The organism is Corynebacterium afermentans subsp. lipophilum, assembly GCF_030408375.1.
In the GTDB taxonomy this organism is placed as follows: Bacteria; Actinomycetota; Actinomycetes; order Mycobacteriales; family Mycobacteriaceae; genus Corynebacterium; species Corynebacterium lipophilum.
In genome coordinates, this window is record NZ_CP046530.1 from 654614 (window position 1) to 672010 (window position 17397).

At 67.0% G+C, this 17397-nt stretch carries 19 protein-coding genes and 1 tRNA gene; 10 read left to right on the forward strand and 10 right to left on the reverse strand.

Going from position 1 to position 17397, the window contains the following annotated elements; genetic code table 11:
• Positions 1–3 precede the first annotated feature (3 nt).
• Positions 4–798 carry a glutaminyl-peptide cyclotransferase gene (locus tag CAFEL_RS03120; protein WP_194560475.1) on the reverse strand — a complete coding sequence of 265 codons (795 nt, stop codon included), beginning with the start codon at positions 796–798 and terminating at the stop codon, positions 4–6.
• A gap of 39 nt (positions 799–837) precedes the next feature.
• On the opposite strand from CAFEL_RS03120, the gene CAFEL_RS03125 reads away from it, so the two are divergent.
• From CAFEL_RS03125 to CAFEL_RS03135, 3 genes are read left to right on the forward strand one after another with little or no spacing between them, the layout of a single operon-like run.
• Entirely contained in the window at positions 838–1518 is a 681-nt protein-coding gene (locus CAFEL_RS03125; protein ID WP_194560474.1) for a DUF3027 domain-containing protein, read from the forward strand.
• A 58-nt stretch (positions 1519–1576) separates the two neighbouring features.
• Positions 1577–3046 carry an NCS2 family permease gene (locus CAFEL_RS03130; protein WP_194560473.1) on the forward strand — a complete coding sequence of 490 codons (1470 nt, stop codon included), beginning with the start codon at positions 1577–1579 and terminating at the stop codon, positions 3044–3046.
• Positions 3047–3847 carry a TrmH family RNA methyltransferase gene (locus CAFEL_RS03135; protein WP_194560472.1) on the forward strand — a complete coding sequence of 267 codons (801 nt, stop codon included), beginning with the start codon at positions 3047–3049 and terminating at the stop codon, positions 3845–3847.
• Here the strand turns inward: CAFEL_RS03135 and CAFEL_RS03140 are convergent.
• Both CAFEL_RS03140 and sepH read right to left on the reverse strand, forming a co-directional pair.
• The gene (locus CAFEL_RS03140) at positions 3844–4689 is read right to left on the reverse strand and encodes a DUF6928 family protein (protein WP_194560471.1); all 846 of its coding nucleotides are present in this window, start codon (positions 4687–4689) and stop codon (positions 3844–3846) included. The two genes, CAFEL_RS03135 and CAFEL_RS03140, sit on opposite strands and share 4 nt — an antisense overlap.
• A gap of 18 nt (positions 4690–4707) precedes the next feature.
• The gene (sepH, locus tag CAFEL_RS03145; protein WP_194560470.1) at positions 4708–5709 is read right to left on the reverse strand and encodes a septation protein SepH; all 1002 of its coding nucleotides are present in this window, start codon (positions 5707–5709) and stop codon (positions 4708–4710) included.
• Positions 5710–5918: 209 nt separating this feature from the next.
• On the opposite strand from sepH, the gene CAFEL_RS03150 reads away from it, so the two are divergent.
• The 5 genes from CAFEL_RS03150 (at position 5919) to CAFEL_RS03170 (ending at position 10759) form a co-directional block, all read left to right on the forward strand.
• The gene (locus tag CAFEL_RS03150; RefSeq protein ID WP_194560469.1) at positions 5919–7214 is read left to right on the forward strand and encodes a citrate synthase; all 1296 of its coding nucleotides are present in this window, start codon (positions 5919–5921) and stop codon (positions 7212–7214) included.
• A 148-nt stretch (positions 7215–7362) separates the two neighbouring features.
• Positions 7363–7722 (forward strand): FKBP-type peptidyl-prolyl cis-trans isomerase FkpA, encoded by a 360-nt coding sequence (gene fkpA / locus CAFEL_RS03155; protein ID WP_194560468.1) that lies wholly within the window; start codon positions 7363–7365, stop codon positions 7720–7722.
• 9 nt (positions 7723–7731) lie between these two features.
• Positions 7732–8559, forward strand: a complete 828-nt coding sequence (locus CAFEL_RS03160) for an aldo/keto reductase (protein WP_194560467.1) — start codon at positions 7732–7734, stop codon at positions 8557–8559.
• A 208-nt stretch (positions 8560–8767) separates the two neighbouring features.
• Positions 8768–9106, forward strand: coding sequence for a DUF485 domain-containing protein (locus CAFEL_RS03165; protein WP_063938221.1), 339 nt, complete (start codon positions 8768–8770; stop codon positions 9104–9106).
• A gap of 3 nt (positions 9107–9109) precedes the next feature.
• Positions 9110–10759 carry a monocarboxylic acid transporter gene (locus tag CAFEL_RS03170; RefSeq protein WP_194560466.1) on the forward strand — a complete coding sequence of 550 codons (1650 nt, stop codon included), beginning with the start codon at positions 9110–9112 and terminating at the stop codon, positions 10757–10759.
• A gap of 59 nt (positions 10760–10818) precedes the next feature.
• Here CAFEL_RS03170 and CAFEL_RS03175 read toward each other — a convergent pair whose 3' ends face one another.
• Together CAFEL_RS03175 and trhA are read right to left on the reverse strand one after the other, a co-directional pair.
• The gene (locus CAFEL_RS03175; protein WP_194560465.1) at positions 10819–11661 is read right to left on the reverse strand and encodes a DUF1906 domain-containing protein; all 843 of its coding nucleotides are present in this window, start codon (positions 11659–11661) and stop codon (positions 10819–10821) included.
• Between the two features lie 7 nt (positions 11662–11668).
• A complete protein-coding gene (gene trhA, locus CAFEL_RS03180; RefSeq protein WP_194560464.1) occupies positions 11669–12367 on the reverse strand; it encodes a PAQR family membrane homeostasis protein TrhA in 699 nt (232 codons plus the stop codon).
• Positions 12368–12488: 121 nt separating this feature from the next.
• Here trhA and CAFEL_RS03185 point away from each other — a divergent pair.
• Positions 12489–12561 (forward strand) — tRNA-Arg (locus CAFEL_RS03185).
• A 28-nt stretch (positions 12562–12589) separates the two neighbouring features.
• On the opposite strand, the gene CAFEL_RS03190 is transcribed toward CAFEL_RS03185, so the two are convergent.
• Positions 12590–13627, reverse strand: coding sequence for a hypothetical protein (locus CAFEL_RS03190; protein WP_194560463.1), 1038 nt, complete (start codon positions 13625–13627; stop codon positions 12590–12592).
• Here CAFEL_RS03190 and CAFEL_RS03195 point away from each other — a divergent pair.
• Positions 13626–15056: a phytoene desaturase family protein gene (locus CAFEL_RS03195; RefSeq protein ID WP_194560462.1), complete on the forward strand. Its 1431-nt coding sequence runs from the start codon at positions 13626–13628 to the stop codon at positions 15054–15056. The genes CAFEL_RS03190 and CAFEL_RS03195 overlap by 2 nt on opposite strands.
• Here CAFEL_RS03195 and CAFEL_RS03200 read toward each other — a convergent pair.
• From CAFEL_RS03200 to CAFEL_RS03215, 4 genes are read right to left on the reverse strand one after another with little or no spacing between them, the layout of a single operon-like run.
• A complete protein-coding gene (locus tag CAFEL_RS03200) occupies positions 15040–15324 on the reverse strand; it encodes a mycoredoxin (protein WP_126858355.1) in 285 nt (94 codons plus the stop codon). The two genes, CAFEL_RS03195 and CAFEL_RS03200, sit on opposite strands and share 17 nt — an antisense overlap.
• A gap of 1 nt (position 15325) precedes the next feature.
• Positions 15326–15805 (reverse strand): dihydrofolate reductase, encoded by a 480-nt coding sequence (locus CAFEL_RS03205; RefSeq protein WP_194560461.1) that lies wholly within the window; start codon positions 15803–15805, stop codon positions 15326–15328.
• Positions 15802–16599 (reverse strand): thymidylate synthase, encoded by a 798-nt coding sequence (locus CAFEL_RS03210; RefSeq protein WP_194560460.1) that lies wholly within the window; start codon positions 16597–16599, stop codon positions 15802–15804. The genes CAFEL_RS03205 and CAFEL_RS03210 overlap by 4 nt, the downstream gene beginning before the upstream one ends.
• Positions 16596–17369 carry a 3'(2'),5'-bisphosphate nucleotidase CysQ gene (locus CAFEL_RS03215; protein WP_194560459.1) on the reverse strand — a complete coding sequence of 258 codons (774 nt, stop codon included), beginning with the start codon at positions 17367–17369 and terminating at the stop codon, positions 16596–16598. Before CAFEL_RS03215 ends, CAFEL_RS03210 begins: the two co-directional genes overlap by 4 nt.
• Positions 17370–17397 lie beyond the last annotated feature (28 nt).

Consider the following 17397-nt stretch of genomic DNA (forward strand, 5'->3'; position numbering starts at 1 on the left):
ATCCTACTTGGCGGCGGTCTCAGGCTTAAACGTCACGCGGTACATGTCGGGCCAGCGCTTGCCGGCGAGGTAGAACTCCTCGGTGCCGGGGATGTGTGCGATGCCGTTGAGCACGTTGTTCGGGTCGGGCGCGGCGTTGTTGTCCAGCGCGGAGGCGTCGATGACGGCGGTGACTTTCCCCGAGTCGGCGTCGATGCGCATGATGTTGGTGGTGGTGAAGACGTTGGCGTACACCTCGTCGCCCGCGCACTCGAGCTCGTTGAGGCCCTCCACCGGTTGGCCGTCCATGGTGACGGTGAAGCGCTCGCGCTCCTCGAAGGTTTCCGGGTCCATGCGGCGCAGCTCGGCTGTGCCGTCGGAGAAGATCAGCTCGTCCTCGTCGGCGCGGGAGCACAGGCCCCAGCCTTCGCCGGCGTAATTCGCCCGGCCGGTTTCTTCCAGTGTTGCGGCGTCGCGCTTGATTGCGGTGCCGTGTTGCCAGGTCAGTTGCCACACCGTGCCGTCGTGAAGCGTAATGCCCTCGCCGAAGAACTCCGGATCCAAATCAGTCGACCGCAACTCGTCGCCTTCGGGCGTGCGCGTGTACAGGCGGGATTCGCCCTCCTGGCCGGTGCCGACGTAGATGGTGCCGTCCTCGGCGACCTCCAGACCCTGGGTGAAGCTGGTGTCGTCGAACGGCAGGCGCTCCTCGACGTGCGCGGTGAGGCGCTGCGTGTCCGGCCCCGCGGTCTCGGGGGAGGAACAGCCCGACAAGACAGCGAGCGCGGAACAGGTGGCGGCAAGCGTGAATCGACCCATGGCAACCATCCTGCACCACGTGGGCAATAATGGGGAACCGTGTCACGATCCAACAACCGATCCCGCAACCCCCGAAAGCGCAGCCCCCTGCTGTCCACCGACGCAGTCGCCACTGCACGGGAGGCGCTGGCCGAAATCGCCGACGGGGAAGTCGGCGAGCACATCGGCGTGACGGGGCTCGGCCGCAACGTGGCCACCCACCGTTTCGCCGCCGACGTGCCCGGCTACGCAGGTTGGGAATGGAACGCCGTGGTGGCCTGCGCCGACGGCGCGGACTGGGTCACCGTCAACGAGGTCGCGCTCGTGCCCTCGCAGGGCGCGCTGGAGGCGCCGGACTGGGTGCCGTACTCCGACCGCCTGCGCCCCGGCGACCTGGGCCCGGGCGACATCATGGAGCTTTCGCCTGACGACGACCGCGTCACCGACGACTCCTTTTCCCGCGAGGCCGTCACGTTTACCGGCCGCGACACCAAGCGCTACCTCACCACCACCGGCCTGGAGGACGCGAAGAAGCGCTGGCGCACCGGCGAGTTCGGCCCCAACAGCGAGTTCGCCGAAAAGGCCGCGCTGTCGTGCCGCTCCTGCGCGTTTTATCTTCCGCTGGAGCAGCCGGTGGGCGAGAACTTCGGCATCTGCGCCAACGAGTACTCAGCGGACGGGCACGTGGTGGCCTCCTCCTACGGCTGCGGGGCGCACTCGGACACCACCGTGGGGGAATAATCGTTGGTAAGCCCCAACGATTGGTGTTTTCGCAGGCAGGGTGCGACACTAATGCGACGTGAGTACCACCACCGGAGCAAAACTGCATAAGGACCAGCCGCAGCCGCGCGGCGCGCTGGACACCTTCTTCCACATCAGTGAGCGCGGATCCACGGTCGGCACCGAGGTGCGCGCCGGGGTAGTGACGTTCTTCGCGATGGCCTACATCGTGCTGCTCAACCCTCTGATCATCGGCACCAGCCCGGACCGCGAAGGCGTTGTCTTGGGCATCCCGCAGGTCGCCGCCGCAACGGCGCTCGCCGCCGGCGTGATGAGCATCCTGTTCGGCGTGATTGCCAAGTACCCGTTCGGCATCGCCACCGGCCTGGGCATCAACACCCTGGTCGCGGTGACCATGGTGGGGCAGCAGGGCCTGACCTGGCCAGAGGCCATGGGCCTGGTGGTCATCGACGGCATCATCATCGTGCTGCTGGCCGTCTCCGGCTTCCGCACCGCCGTGTTCAACGCCATCCCGGATTCCATGAAGGTGGCCATGAGCGTGGGCATCGGCATGTTCATCGCCACCATCGGGCTTGTGGACGCCGGCTTTGTCCGCCGCATCCCCGACGCCGCCATGACCACCGTGCCGGTGCAGCTGGGCACCGGCGGCTCCATTTCGTCCTGGCCCACGTTCGTGTTCGTCATCGGCCTGTTCATCTGCGGCTTCATGGTCGCGCGCAACATCCGCGGCGGGTTGTTCATCGGTATCTTGCTCACCACCGTCATCGCCATGGTGGTCGAGGCGCTGACTGGCGCCGGCTCCTCCGCGGACAACCCGGAGGGGTGGGGCATGGCGGTGCCGGGCCTGCCGGACAGCTTCGGCGGCATCCCGGACCTGTCCATCGTGGGCAACGTGGACCTGTTCGGCGCGTTTGTGAACCTCGGAGTGATCTCCGCGTCGCTGCTCGTGTTCACCCTCGTGCTGGCCAACTTCTTCGACGCCATGGGCACCATGACCGCACTTGGCCGCCAGGCCGGGCTTACCGACGAACACGCCGTGCTGCCGGACATGAAGCGCGCCCTGGTCGTCGAGGGCTTCGGTGCCGTCGTCGGCGGCGCGACCTCGGCGTCGTCGAATACCGTGTTCGTCGATTCCTCCGCTGGTATCGCGGACGGTGCGCGCACCGGCCTGGCCAACGTTGTTACCGGCGTGCTGTTCCTCGTCGCGATGTTTTTCACCCCGCTCTACGAGATCGTGCCCATCGAGGCCGCAGCCCCCGTGCTCGTGGTCGTCGGTGCGCTGATGATGATGCAGGTCGGCCAGATCGAGTGGTCCGAGTTCACTATCGCCCTGCCGGCGTTTCTGACCATCGTGACCATGCCGCTGACTTACTCCATCGCCAACGGCATTGGCGTCGGCTTCATCTCCTTTACCCTGATGAGCCTGTTCGCCGGCAAGGCGAAGGAGATTCACTGGATCATGTGGCTCATCTCCGCCCTGTTCGTGGTGTACTTCGCGCAGGGCCCGATCATGGCGGCGCTGAGCTAAATGCTTGTGCCTATCGACGACCCGTCGGACCCCCGCCTCGACGACATCCGCGACCTGAAACATTCGGACAAGGAAAAAGGGCTGGTCTTCGCTGAGGGTCCGCTCGTGGCCGGCCGGTTGGTGGAATCCCGCTTCCCGGTGCGCGCCGTGTTCGGCTTCGGCGGGCGGCTCGAGTCCTTCATGGCCGATTACGGCGACGAGCTCGAGAGCCGCGGCGTGCCCGTCTACCAGATCACCCGCGCCATCATGGGCGAGGTCGCCGGCTACGACATGCACCGCGGGCTGCTGGTCTCCGCCGACAAGCCGGAGCCGCTTTCCGTCGCGGAGGTGCTCGAGGGCGCGCGCACCCTCGTGATCTTGGAGGGCGTGGGCGACCACGAGAACATCGGGTCCATCTTCCGCAACGCCGCGGGCATGAGCGTCGACGGCGTGCTCTTCGGCGCCGCCACCGCCGACCCGCTGTACCGGCGGGCCGTGCGTGTGTCCATGGGGCACGTCCTGCGCACCCCGTTCGCGCACCTCGACGGCACGCCGACGACGTGGCAGCGCTCGCTGGAGCAGCTGCGCGAGGCCGGCTGGTGGCTCATCTCGCTCACCCCGGCCGACGACGCCGTCGAGCTGAGAGACGCGATCCAGGGCCACGACAAGGTGGCTTTCCTAGTCGGCGGGGAGGGCCCCGGCCTGACCCCGCACGCGATGCGCGCCACCGACGTGCGCGCCAAGATCCCCATGGCGCCGGGCACGGATTCGCTCAACGTGGCCACGTCCGCCGCGATCGCGTTTTACGAAAGGAACCGTTAGCGGTCGAAGTGGCGGATGCGCTCCGAAAGCGCCTTCCACAGCTCCGCCGCGCGTGCGCGCAGGCCCCGGCCGACGCGTTTCGCGGCGGCCACGGAGGCGTCGGCAAGCTCGGCGAACTCGTCGCCGCGCTGCTGGTCAGGCGCGTCCTCGTAGTCGTCGTACGCCTTCGACTTCTCCGCGAACTTCGCGGCCACAGCGTCCACCGACTTCACCGCGGGCGTTTTCTTTTCCTCGATTTTCGGCTCGGGGCGGCCGTCCACCGCGTAGCCGACGACGTTGATGTCGGGGCCGTCCTCGCCGATGTCCACGCCGAGCCAGTGCCGCTCTGCAGACAGCGCGAGGTCGCGCGGCTCGAACGGCAGCGAGATGCCGCCGGCTGCCTCGGCGCGCTCGCCCGCCCAGTACGGTGCCTCGAACGGCTCCGGCAGGCCGAGGTCCTCGATGACCTGGGTGCGGGTAGCGCTGAAGCTGCGCACCACAGTCTCGCCGGTGAAGTGCGCGAACCCGCCGTAGTCGCTATCCGTGCCGGTCGCGATGACAAACACGTCAGAGGCGGGAAGGGCCGAATGCCACGGGGTTGTGGTGGACAGAGCCGAGGCGTCGTCGACAAGCATCCGCATCACCGAGACCCCAGGGAAGCCCGCGATGTAGAACTCGTCGCGGCCCGGCACCGAGGAGCGGTTCAGCGGAAACGAGCCGATCGGTGTGATCGGCCATGCCGGGTTGACCTGGGAAAGCAGCTTGCGGCCGAACCCGCGGTCGGCCTTCGGCTCGCGCTCGAGCACGCCTGCCGGGTCGGCGGTGTTGACAAACCAAAGCGTAAGAACCGCTGGGAAACTCATGCATACATCCTAGGGTGCTCAACGCTTCGGGCGCTTGGTGTTCGTGCGAACCCCCAGCAACACGTCCTCCCAGTGCGGGGTGACAGCCTTGCGGCGGCGCTTCTTCGGCTGTTCGTCCTCGTCCGGGTGGCGCAGGAAGTCGCCCTCGAGCACATCGTCTCGCGTATCGACGACCTCCGGGTTGCCCTCCACCGGCAACTCCGTGACATCAGCTTCCGGGGCAGCTTGAGGCCCGGTGGCGCTGGTGGGGTCGTCGTCACTTACGTCCGCTCGCACCGCGGACAGTGAACGCACCGGCTGCGCGAAATCCGGGTCCGTCAGGTCCGCGGCCATGGCGTTGCGCGCCTCCGTCTGGGCGGCGGAGCCCATGGAGCGCTTGAAGGTCCACAGCGCCTCGTTCTCCGTCAGCCCGGCCTTCCAGGTGACGTGGACGACCCAGCTGTCGCCCTGCTCGCGGGTGGCGTCCCATTCCGCGTCGCTGATCGAGTGCCCGCGGGCCGCGAACGCGGTGGCGAGGATCTCGAATAAGGTCTGCTTCGCGGGGCCGTCCTCGCGCACCGGGTGGGACTGCTTCGCGGCCTCCGCCACCTGGGCGCGCTCCAGCAGCACCGGGTGGGCGTACACATCGAGGCGGCTTTCGGCCACGCCCATCTCCTCGGCCAGCGCGGTGGCGGTGGCGCCGGCGCGCAGGCGCGCCTGGATCTCGTTCGGGCGCATGGACAGGGGAGTGGCGTAGAGCGGGTCCGGCTCCGGCAGGGAGCGCTCCACCGGCGCGGGCGCTGGCTTTTGGGCAGCGGGTTCCTCTACGTCGGCGGAGTCGGTCTCGGGCTCGTCGGCGGTCGTGTCCAACACGGTCACCGCCGTGTCGCGGTCGGGGGTGGAGGGGGCGGTGACGGAAGCGCCGTCGGTAGGCGAAGGCTCAAGCTCGGTCCGCGCCAACTGGTAACGCATCCCGTTGTCGTCGCGGAGGACGAAAAACGTCTCCGTCGACTCGTCTTCCAAGAAGTACAGCTCGCGCATACGTCACCTTTCCGCCGGGCAGATACCCGACCAGCTTAACGGACGAGCCCGCACCTGCGGGCGTACCCGCCCGGTTCTCTGTGGTGTGTCCAGGCAGCTGCCGTTGTTGTCAGACGCGTCACAAACTTTGATACAGTGCCTTACGTAAAAACAGGTTGCCGGGAGCTATCCCAAAGACAGCCGAGAAAACTACCTGGAAGGGGAAATCAGTGGCTACTGAGAACAAGGATAAGGCCGTACTCCACTACCCGGGCGGCGAGTACGAGATGGACATCATGCACGCCACCGAAGGCAATGACGGTGTCGTGCTGGGCAAGCTTCTCGGCGAAACCGGCCTGGTCACCTTCGACCCTGGCTACGTTTCTACCGGCTCCACCGAGTCCAAGATCACCTACATCGACGGCGAAGCAGGCATCCTGCGCTACCGCGGCTACGACATCGCGGACCTCGCAGAAAACGCCACCTTCAACGAGGTGTCCTACCTGCTGATCAACGGTGAGCTGCCCACCACCGACGAGCTGGAGAACTTCAACTCCGAGCTGCGCCACCACACCCTGCTGGACGAGGACTTCAAGGCCGCGTTCAACATCTTCCCGCGCAACGCCCACCCGATGGCCGTGCTCGCCTCCTCGGTGAACATTCTCTCCGCCTACTACCAGGACCAGCTCGACCCGCTGGACGAGGAGCAGCTGGACAAGGCAACCGTGCGCCTGATGGCCAAGGTGCCGATGCTCGCCGCGTACGCCTACCGCGCATCCCGCGGCAAGCCGTACATGTACCCGGACAACTCCCTGAACCCGCGCGAGAACTTCATGCGCATGATGTTCGGGTACCCGACCGAGGACTACCACGTCGATCCGGTGCTGACCAAGGCCCTGGACAAGCTGCTCATCCTGCACGCGGACCACGAGCAGAACTGCTCCACCTCCACCGTGCGCATGATCGCCTCCGCCCAGGCCAACATGTTCGTCTCCATCGCAGGCGGCATCAACGCACTGGCAGGCCCGCTGCACGGCGGCGCAAACCAGGCCGTGCTGGAGATGCTCGAGGACATCAAGAACAACCACGACGGCGACGCCACCGACTTCATGAACCGCGTGAAGAACAAGGAAAAGGGCGTGCGCCTGATGGGCTTCGGCCACCGCGTGTACAAGAACTACGACCCGCGCGCCGCGATCGTCAAGGACACCGCACATGAGGTGCTCGAGCACCTCGGCGGCGACGAGCTGCTGGACCTGGCCATGAAGCTCGAGGAGATCGCGCTGAAGGACGAGTACTTCATCGAGCGCAAGCTCTACCCGAACGTGGACTTCTACACCGGCCTGATCTACCGCGCCATGGGCTTCCCGACGGACTTCTTCACCGTCCTGTTCGCCATCGGCCGCCTGCCGGGCTGGATCGCCCAGTACCGCGAGCAGCTCGAGATGAACACGAAGATCAACCGCCCGCGCCAGATCTACACCGGCTACCAGCAGCGCGACTTCGTGCCGCGCGACCAGCGCTAGGCGCAACCGAAAGGCGTCGATAAGCGGCATGCTTCGACGCTCCACCGCCGAGAACTGAGCTTCCCTTATAATTTTGGGAGGAAGTTCTCGGCGGTTTTGTATTGGGCCGCACAACTTGCCCACATAATTTGCAAGGAGTTTCAACGCTATGGAAAAGCCGTTCATCGACAAGCCGGAGGGCCCGGCGCCTGCAGACCTCGTCATCGAGGACATCACTGTCGGCGAGGGCGCAGAGGCCGTGGCCGGCGGTTATGTCAAGGTCCACTACCTTGGCGTGGACTTTGAAACGGGCGAGGAGTTCGACTCCTCCTGGGACCGTGGCGAGGCCGCAGAGTTCCCGCTCACCGGCCTGATCCAGGGCTGGCAGGAAGGTATCCCCGGCATGAAGGTCGGCGGCCGCCGCCAGCTGACCATCCCGCCGGAAAAGGCATACGGCCCAGCGGGCGGCGGGCACCCGCTGTCCGGGCGCACCCTCGTGTTCATCATCGACCTGCTCGACGCCAGCTAGGAGGCTGCCATGCGCATCCCGGTCACCACACTTAACGACGGCTACGATTTCCCCCTCCTCGGCCTCGGCACCTACAAGCTGACCGGCGACGAGGTGGAGCCCATCGTGCGCACCGCGATCGAGCTCGGCTACCGCCACATCGACACCGCGGCGCTCTACGACAACGAAGTCGAGGTGGGTAAGGCCATCAACGCAGCGATCAAGGCCGGCGACGTCACGCGCGAAGAGCTGTTTGTGACCACCAAGCTGTGGAACGACGACCAGGAGCGCGTGGCCGAGGCCTACCAAGAGTCGCTCGAGCGCCTCGACCTCGAATTCATTGACCTCTACCTCGTGCACTGGCCGTGGCCGCAGCACGGCACTTACGTGAAGGCCTTCGAGCAGGTCGCGGAGCTGCAGGGGATGGGTCGGCTGCAGTCTGTCGGCGTGGCCAACTTCTACCCGGAGGTGCTCGACGAGATTATCGAGGCCACCGGCATTTCCCCGGTGCTCAACCAGGTGGAGCTGCACGCCGGGTTCACCCAGCCCGAGCTGCGCGCCTACCACGACGAGCGCGATATCGTGACCGAGGCGTGGGCACCGCTTGCCCGCGGCTCGAACTTCGACGACCCGGCCATCCAGGCCGTCGCCGACAAGCACGGCGCGACCGCTGCGCAGGTCTCGCTGGCGTACCTGATGCAGCTTGGCTGCTCCGTGGTGCCGAAGACCGCCAACCCGAAGCGTCTGGAGGAAAATCTCGGCGCGGTGGGTGTCACGCTGGACAGCGAGGACGTCGCCGCCCTAGACGGTGTGAAAGGTGAGCGCCTCTCAGGCGACCCGTTGACGTTCCCTGGGTAGGGGATTGGTGTTGAGCCGCCCGGCCGCGTTGATCGTGGCCGGGCGGTTTTTCTTTGCTGCGATATTTCCTGGCAAAAAATTTAAAGCGATTTGTGGAACAACGTGCATGCGACTGTGTGATAGATTACATTCACATTGTTGAGTCGGAGATCACATAATTCCGGCGCGGCAAAGACCTTATTCCCGTGCATAAGAAAGGATCGAGGCCATGGCCGGTTCCACCGCTGTCCCGCAACGCCGCGAGCCAACTCCTGACGAGTTCGTGGCCATGCAGCAAAGCCCCGAATTCCAGGATCTGCGAGGCACGTTCCGCGGATTCACCTTCCCCGTGATGATCGCGGCGTTCCTCTGGTACGTCTTCTACGTCGTCTTCGCCACTTTCGCCCCCGACGTGATGGCCAAGGACTTCCTCGGCCTCAACGTCGGCCTCTGGCTCGGCTTGGCGCAGTTTTTCACCACGTTTTTGATCACCTGGATCTACGTCTCGTGGGCGAACAAGAACATCGAGCCGCGCGCGGCTCATATCCGCGAAGAGATGGAGGGCTAAACCATGCAGACTCACCTGTTTGCAGCCGAAGCCGGGGAAGCAGCCGGCAACCCGCTGCTCAACATCGCCATTTTCGGCGCCTTCATCATGGTCACCCTCTACATTGTGACCCGCGCTGGCAAGACCACAAGCGAATCCGCGGACTTCTACACCGGCGGTGCGTCGTTTAGCGGCACGCAAAACGGCCTCGCCATCGCCGGCGACTATCTTTCCGCCGCATCCTTCCTCGGCATCGTCGGCTCGATCGCGCTCAACGGCTACGACGGCTTCCTGTACTCCATCGGCTTCTTCGTCGCGTGGCTGGTCGCGCTGCTGCTGGTGGCGGAGCCGCTGCGCAACGTCGGCCGCTTCACCATGGCCGACGTGCTGTCGTTCCGCCTGCGCCAGAAGCCGGTGCGCGTCGCCGCGGCGTTCGGCACCCTGTTCGTGTCGCTGTTCTACCTCATCGCCCAGATGGCTGGCGCGGGCTCCCTGGTGTCCGTGCTGCTGAACCTGCACTCCTTTACCGCGCAGGCGATCTGCGTGGGCATCGTCGGCGTGATCATGATCATCTACGTCCTCGTCGGCGGCATGAAGGGCACCACGTACGTGCAGATGATCAAGGCTGTGCTGCTCATCACCGGCGTGCTGATCATGTCGGTGCTGGCGTTCATCATGGCCAAGGGCGGCCTGACCGCGGTGTTCGACCAGGCCATCGACACCCACTCCGCGTCTAGCTACCTCGCGGAGAAGGGCTACGAGGCCGAGGAGATTATGAAGCCGGGCCTGAAATACGGCGAGACCACCACTTCCAAGCTGGACTTCATCTCCCTCGGGCTTTCCCTGGTGCTCGGTACCGCAGGTCTGCCGCACGTGCTCATGCGCTTCTACACTGTGCCCACCGCTAAGGAGGCGCGTAAGTCCGTGACCTGGGCGATCGTGCTCATCGGCTCTTTCTACCTGCTCACCCTGATCCTGGGCTACGCCGCGGCCGCCTTCGTCGGCCCGGACCGCATCCTCGCAGCCCCCGGCGGCGCGAACTCGGCGGCCCCGCTGCTCGCATTCGAGCTCGGCGGCTCCATCTTCATGGCGCTGATTTCCGCAGTCGCCTTTGCGACGGTGCTGGCGGTCGTCGCCGGCCTGGCCATCACCGCCTCCGCATCCATCGCCCACGACATCTACGACGCAGTGCTTCGCGACGGCCAGGCCACCGAAGAAGAGCAGGTCCGCGTCTCCCGCATCACCGTGGTCGTGCTGGGCATCGTCTCCATCATCCTGGGCATCCTGGCGATGCAGCAGAACGTGGCCTTCCTGGTCTCCCTGGCGTTCGCCGTCGCGGCGTCCGCGAACCTGCCGACCATCCTGTACTCCCTGTACTGGAAGCGCTTCAACACCACCGGCGCGGTGGCGTCGATCTACACCGGCCTGATCTCCGCCCTGGTGCTGATCGCTCTGTCGCCGGCGGTCTCCGGCAGCCCGACGGCGATGTTCCCCAACGCCGACTGGTCCATCTTCCCGCTGACCAGCCCGGGCTTGGTGTCCATCCCGCTCGGCTTCCTCGCCGGCATTGTCGGCACCTACCTTGGCAAGCCGGACAACTTCGACGAGCTGCAGGCCGAGATGGAGGTCCGCTCGCTGACCGGTGTCGGCGTCGAGGCCCCCGTCGACCACTAAGGTTGAGCGCTAGCTCGAAACAAAAACGGCCCGGAGGTTCCGGGCCGTTTTTCGTGGCGCTACCTCATCCAGGAGGACGACAGCTGGCTGCTGCCCTGAAGCAGTGCGGACCAGTCGCCTGGCGTCAGGTTGGTCAGCGGGGAGGGTTGCCCCGGGGTCCACTGGCCCCAGTCGGAGGCGTAGACGTTGTTGATGTCCACCTGCACGCCCTGGATCGAGGCCTGCTGGCCAGCGACCTGGTGGAGGTTCGCCCGCGGGTGGACCTTGCCGCGGGAGCCCCAGTCGTGCTGCCAGAAGTAGGAGCCGATGCCGTCTTCGAGGCACCAGGCAATGGTGTAATAGTTGCCGTACACGCCGAGCTGGAAACCGGCGGCGCTGAAGGCAGTACCCATGGCCGTCAAATACGGGTTGATCTGGTTGTTGAACTGCTCGAGGGTGGGGTTGTCGTCGATGGCCACGTAGATCGGGCGCCCGGTCGGCCCGCCTGCCGCGGTGTGCAGCGCCATCGCCTTCGGGGCGTGGGCGGCGGCGCCGAGCGCGCCGCGCTTCCAATCGGCGGTCTCGGCGCGGCCGAACTGGTACACCGAGGCGACGGCCAGGCCGTTGGCCTTGTAGTCGCGGGTTTCGGCCGCGGTCACAGGCTTGCCGCGCATCCATTCGGCGCCGGGGCGGCGGTCGGAGACGTAGCGCACCGCGCCCATGTGGCCGGCGGCTTTCACGGCGCTGGCCTGCGGCACGCCAGCCGAGTAATCCACCACCGTGCCGAGCACCCGGCGCTGCTGGGCCCGGGCGGCGGGAGCGGTGAGAGCGGCTGAGGTGCTGCCGGCGAGCGCGGCGGTGGCGGCTGCGGCGCCCGCGGACTTGAGGAACGTGCGGCGATTAAAGGTAGTCACATGTGCCACTCTAGTCTCAGCGGCCCACAACCACCATCCAAATGGCCACGAGGTGGCACACGGCGGCGACGACGGTCGCGGTGTGGAAGTGCTCGTGGTAGCCGTAGTAGCGCGCGGAGCGGCCCGGCCACTTGAAGCCGTAGACCAGTGCGCCGAGCGTGTAGACGACGCCGCCGGCGAACAGCAGCCACACCACGGCGGGGCCGGCGGAGCTCCACAGCGTCGGCAGCAGCGGCACGATGATCCAGCCCAGGCCCACATAGACCACCACGTCCAGCCAGCGGGGATGGTTGATCCACACCAGGTTCAATACGGCCCCGCCGATGCCGCCCGCCCAGGCCACGACGAGCATGATCGCGGCGGTGCGCGGCTCGAAGACGATCAGGCACAGCGGGGTGTAGGTGGCGGCAATGAAAACGGAGATGGTGGCGTGGTCGGCCCGGCGCCACCACTGCACCGCTTCGACCGAGCGCCACGGCCACCGGTGGTACATCGCGGAGACGGCGAACAACAGCACCACGCCGGCGCCGTAGATGGTCACGCCGAGGGCCTGCGGCCACGGCAGGGTCATCCACCCGAACGTGATCAGCACGGCCGAGGAGATGGCGGACAGGGCGGCGGCCACGAGGTGGAACCAGCCGCGAACGGCTGGGCGCTCGCCGCGGTCCGCGACCACGTAGGTGCGCTGGATTTGGCCTGTCTTGAGGGCGGTCATGGGCACCTCGCAGGGGTAGGGGAGTTTTAGAACCAAACCCTACCGGACCGTAGGTAGCGGCGGAAGGGCCCACGAGCCTGTTTTCGGCGCATGCAACCGCTGCGGTACTCTTTACCCCATTGCCCTAGTAGCTCAGTGGATAGAGCACTTCTCTCCTAAAGAAGGTGTCGGAGGTTCGATTCCTCTCTGGGGCGCAATTTCTTGCCGATTTACCTGCGCAAACTACCGGTTGAACGGCTGGGAGACCCAGGTGAACGGCCGGTCCAGAAGGGTGGTGCCGAGCTTGGAGGGGGTCAGCTCGAAGGCGTCGGAGGTGCCGTCGATAGGCGAAAGCTCGAGGCCATCGCCCTCAGCGCGCCAGGTGAACTCCATCGTTTCCTCGATGGGGCCGCGCGGGGCGGCGTTGACGCCGTCGTCGGTCATGGGGGCGGTGAGCTGGATAATCACCCGGTCGCCGTCGAGGGTGTAGAAGCCTTCCTGGAGGTCGCCGGAGGCTCGTCGTAAGGCAGCGAGCCCATGGAAGGACCCCTCGGGGGTTTCGGCGCCCTCTACCCGGTAGAAGCTGCCGGCCGCGGGGCCGTCGATGGAGCCGAACGCGATCGCCGCCCAGCGCTGGTCGTCGGACAATGCGGGAGCCGCGTCGATGTCGCCGCCGGATACCGCATACAGGCCGGAGAGCTCGGTGCCTTCCCGGTCGAGCGCCTTCGGGATGCCGGTGAACATCGCGAACCCGCCCGCACCGAGTGCGACTACGGCGGCGACGGCGGGGAAGAAGCGGGTCACGCGGTGGACCTTGTCGGCTGCGATCACCTGCGGCGCCTCGACGGCCTCCGTCGCACGTCCTGCGAGGAAGCGGAACAGCCGCGGCAGCCACGGCGCCAGCACCAGCAGGTACAGCAGCGCCTGGATGGCCGAGGGGATCTTCACGGGCACGTCGAACGTCATGTTCAAAAGCCACACCACGGCCAGATCGATGAAGCCGATCAGCCCGCCGAGCCAGGCGGTGCGCCGCCACAGGAGCAACAGGGCGGCGACGAATTCGGCCAGCCCCGCGAGGAACTGCACGACGGGGGAGAACCCCATGAACGTCCACAACAGGCCCATCGGGGACTTCTCGCCGAGGGTGATCAGCAGCTCCGGGAAGTCGGGCCGGCCCATCTGCATCAGGCCCAGTTTGAACAGGGCGTACGGCATGAGCAGCACAAACGCTGCCATGCGTACGACCCAGTGCAGCGCCCATCCAATCTGCTTCGTGTTCATGGGCAGCAGTCTAGCTAACATTGGCGGGGTGAAACCTCGGGCAGTTGTCGTCGGCGCCGGGCCCAACGGGCTCACGGCCGCCGCTCGCCTCGCGGCCAGCGGATGGCGGGTGGAGGTGCTCGAGCGCGCAGGCAAGGTCGGGGGTGCGGCTGCGACGCAGATGCTTGACGACGCCACGCTGGTCGACCTCGGCGCCGCCTGCCACCCCTTCGGGGCCGCCAGCCCGGCCTTCCGGGCGCTGCAGCTGGAGGACTACGGGGTGCGCTGGCTGCGCGCGCCGTACGAGATGGCGCACCCGTTCGATGGCGGCGCGGCGGTGCTGGCTGGCTCGCTGGAGGACACCGCGGCGGGCCTCGGTGTCGACGGGAAAGCGTGGGCGCGGCTGCATAAGCCGGTGGTAGCGCGCGTGGACGACCTGCTTGAAGACGTGCTCGCGCCGATGCCGCGCGTGCCCGGCCACCCGGTCGCGCTGGCGCGCTTCGGCGCGCGCGGGCTGTGGCCGGCCACGGCGCTGGGGCGCGCGGCGTTTCGCACCGAGGAGGCGCGCGCCCTGTTGGCAGGCAGCGCAACGCACGCGATCACCTCGCCGTCGCGTCCGCTGACCGGGGCGTTCGGCCTGTTGTTCGGCGCGCTCGGGATGACGCGCGGCTGGCCGGTGGCGGAAGGAGGCTCGGGCGCGGTCGCGGCGGCTCTAGCCAAAGTTGTCGAGGAGCACGGCGGGGTGGTGCGCCGCGGCGAGGAGGTGCGAACCCTGCCCGAGGCGGACGCAGTGATCCTCAACTGCACCCCCAAGCAGGCGTTGGGCATCCGCGGCACGTCGCTGCCCGCCCGCCGCACCCGGTCCATGCGCCGGTGGCGTTACGGGCCGGGCGTGCACAAGGTGGACTTCCTGCTGGTCGCCCCGGTGCCGTGGGCGGATCCCCGGGTGGGCAAGGCGGCCACGGTGCACGTCGGCGGCACCGCGGAAGAGATCGTGCGCGCCGAGCGGGACGTGGCCAACGGGGTCATGCCCGAGCGCCCCTTCGTGATGGCGGCGCAGCAGTACGCCGCCGACCCCTCGCGGGGGCTGGTGCTGTGGACCTACGCGCATGTCCCGCACGGCTACCGGGAGCGCTACCCGGGCGAGGTGGCGCAGAAGATCACCAAGCAGATCGAGCGGTTCGCGCCGGGCTTTACCGCGGTGGTGAGAGACACAATCGAGACGCCGCCGCAAGAACTGGAGGCGTGGAACCCCAACCTCGTCGGCGGCGACATCGCGGGCGGCGCCATGGACGGCACCCAGCTGCTCATGCGCCAGCCGCACCGGCTGCGCAAGGGGCTGTACCTGGCCTCGGCGTCGACGGCGCCGGGCGCCGGGGTGCACGGCATGCCCGGGTGGTGGGCCGCCGAGGCGGCGCTGCGGGACTTCGGGGCTACTCCTCGCCGGTGAGCTCGCGCAGCTTCGCGCGCACCGCGGAGGCCTCAGGGTTGGTGGCGTGGGTGCCGTCGGAGTAGAGCACCGTGGGCACGATGCGGTTGCCGTCGTTGACGGACTCGATCCAGGCGTTGACCTCGTCCATGCCGTCGGCGTCCACGTCGACCAGATCATAGGGGGTCTCGGTGCGGTCGAGGCGCTCGCGCAGCTTGCGGCAGAACGGGCACCATTCTGCGGCGAAGATGGTCACGTGCGAGGAGGTCTCAGGTGCGGCAACGGTCATGTCAAACCCTTTCAAAACGTTGGAACTTGTAGCGCAGGCCGGTCGTGGAGGTCTGCCACTCGCCGTCGCGGACCAGCTCGAAGGCGTCGTCGATGCGGGGCGCGTGGACGGCTTTGTTTGCGGGCAGGTCCGGATGGACGTCGATAAGTGTGCGCTCGATGACGTCGACCTCGTCGAGGGTGGCCTCGTAGACCTGGGCGCCGCCGATGATCCACGCGTCCGACTCCAAATCCGGGATGTCGCGGCACACGGACGCGCCGTCGGACCACTCGTCGTCCTCGCGCGAGGACAGCACGATGTTCTTGCGGCCCGGCAGCGGGCGCACGGGCAGCGACTCCCAGGTGCGCCGCCCCATGATGATGGGGCTGCCGAGGGTGGTCTCCTTGAAGTGCTTGAGGTCCTCGGGCAGGTGCCACGGCATGCCGGCGCCGTCGCCGATGATGCCGTCGAGGCTTTGGGCCCAGATTGCGCCCAAGGTCATACGGACACCTCCGCCTTGATGGTGGGGTGGGGGTCGTAGCCCTCAACCTCGATGTCGGCGAAGTCGTAGTCGAAGATCGACGCCGCCTTGCGCAGCTTCAGCTGCGGGTACTCGCGGGGTTCGCGGGTCAGCTGCTCGCGCACCTGGTCGAGGTGGTTGTTGTAAATGTGGCAGTCGCCGCCCGTCCAGATCAGCTCGCCGACCTCAAGGCCCGCCTGCTGGGCGAACATGTGGGTCAACAGCGCGTAGGAGGCGATGTTGAACGGCACACCGAGGAACATGTCGGCGGAGCGCTGGTACACCTGCATACTCAAGCGGCCGTCGGCGACGTAGAGCTGGAACAGCAGGTGGCAGGGCATCAGCGCCATCTTGTCCAGCTCGGCCACGTTCCAGGCGGACACCAGGTTGCGGCGCGAATCCGGGTTCTCCTTCAGGGTGCGCAGGACCTCCTCGATCTGGTCGATGTGCCCGCCGTCGGGGGTGGGCCAGGAGCGCCACTGCACGCCGTAGACCGGGCCGAGCTCGCCGTCGTCGTCGGCCCACTCGTTCCAGATGCGCACCCCGTTGTCCTGCAGCCAGCGCACGTTGGAGTCGCCGCGCAAGAACCACAGCAGCTCGCCGACGACACCCTTGAAGTACACCTTCTTCGTGGTCAGCAGGGGAAAGGACTCGGACAAGTCGTAGCGGATCTGGCGGCCGAACACGCTGCGGGTGCCGGTGCCGGTACGGTCGCCCTTCTCGGTGCCGTTTTCTAAAACGTCGCGCAGCAGGTCCTCGTACGGGGTGGAAATCACTTAGCTACTCCTTCAAAGGTGCCGTGCTCGTCGCGGTAGCGGGCGGCGGCCTCAAGAATGTCGTCGGCGAGTTCGGGGCGGCAGATCACAATATCGGGGATGTAGGTGTCGGTGTTGTTGTAGCGCAGCGGGGTGCCGTCGAGGCGCGAGGCGTGCAGCCCCGCCGCGAGCGCCACGCCCACCGGCGCGGCCTGGTCCCACTCGTACTGACCGCCGGCGTGGACGTAGGCGTCGTAGTCGCCGAGCAGCACGTGCATCGCCTTCGCGCCCGCGGACCCCACGGGCTGCACCTCGAAGTCGAGGGCTTGGGCAACATGCTTCGCGACGGCCGGGGGCCTGTTCCTCGACATCGCCACCTTGCCCGCAAACGGCCCGGAGACGTGGCGGACATCGGACGACTTGAACACCACACCCAGGTCCGGCAGGCCCACCGCGGCGTGGGTGGGCACCCCGTCCTCCACCAGCGCGACGTGCACCGCCCAGTCCTGGCGGCCCGTGGCGAACTCCTTCGTGCCGTCGAGCGGGTCGACGATCCAGACCCTGCCCTTCGACAGGCGGTCTTGGTTGTCGGCGGCTTCCTCCGACAGGAAGCCGTCGTCAGGCCTGTGCTGCGAAAGCACCCTGGAGATCCAGCTCTGGGCGAGCTCGTCGCCCGCCTCGCCGAGCTCGCGGCCCCGCAACAGGCCCACGCCGCGCACGCCTTTGAGGATCTCGCCGGTGCCCTCGGCGATGAGGTTGGTCAGCCGGGAATCCGAGTACTGAGCAGTCATGCACCCGACTCTACCGCTAAGGTTGGCG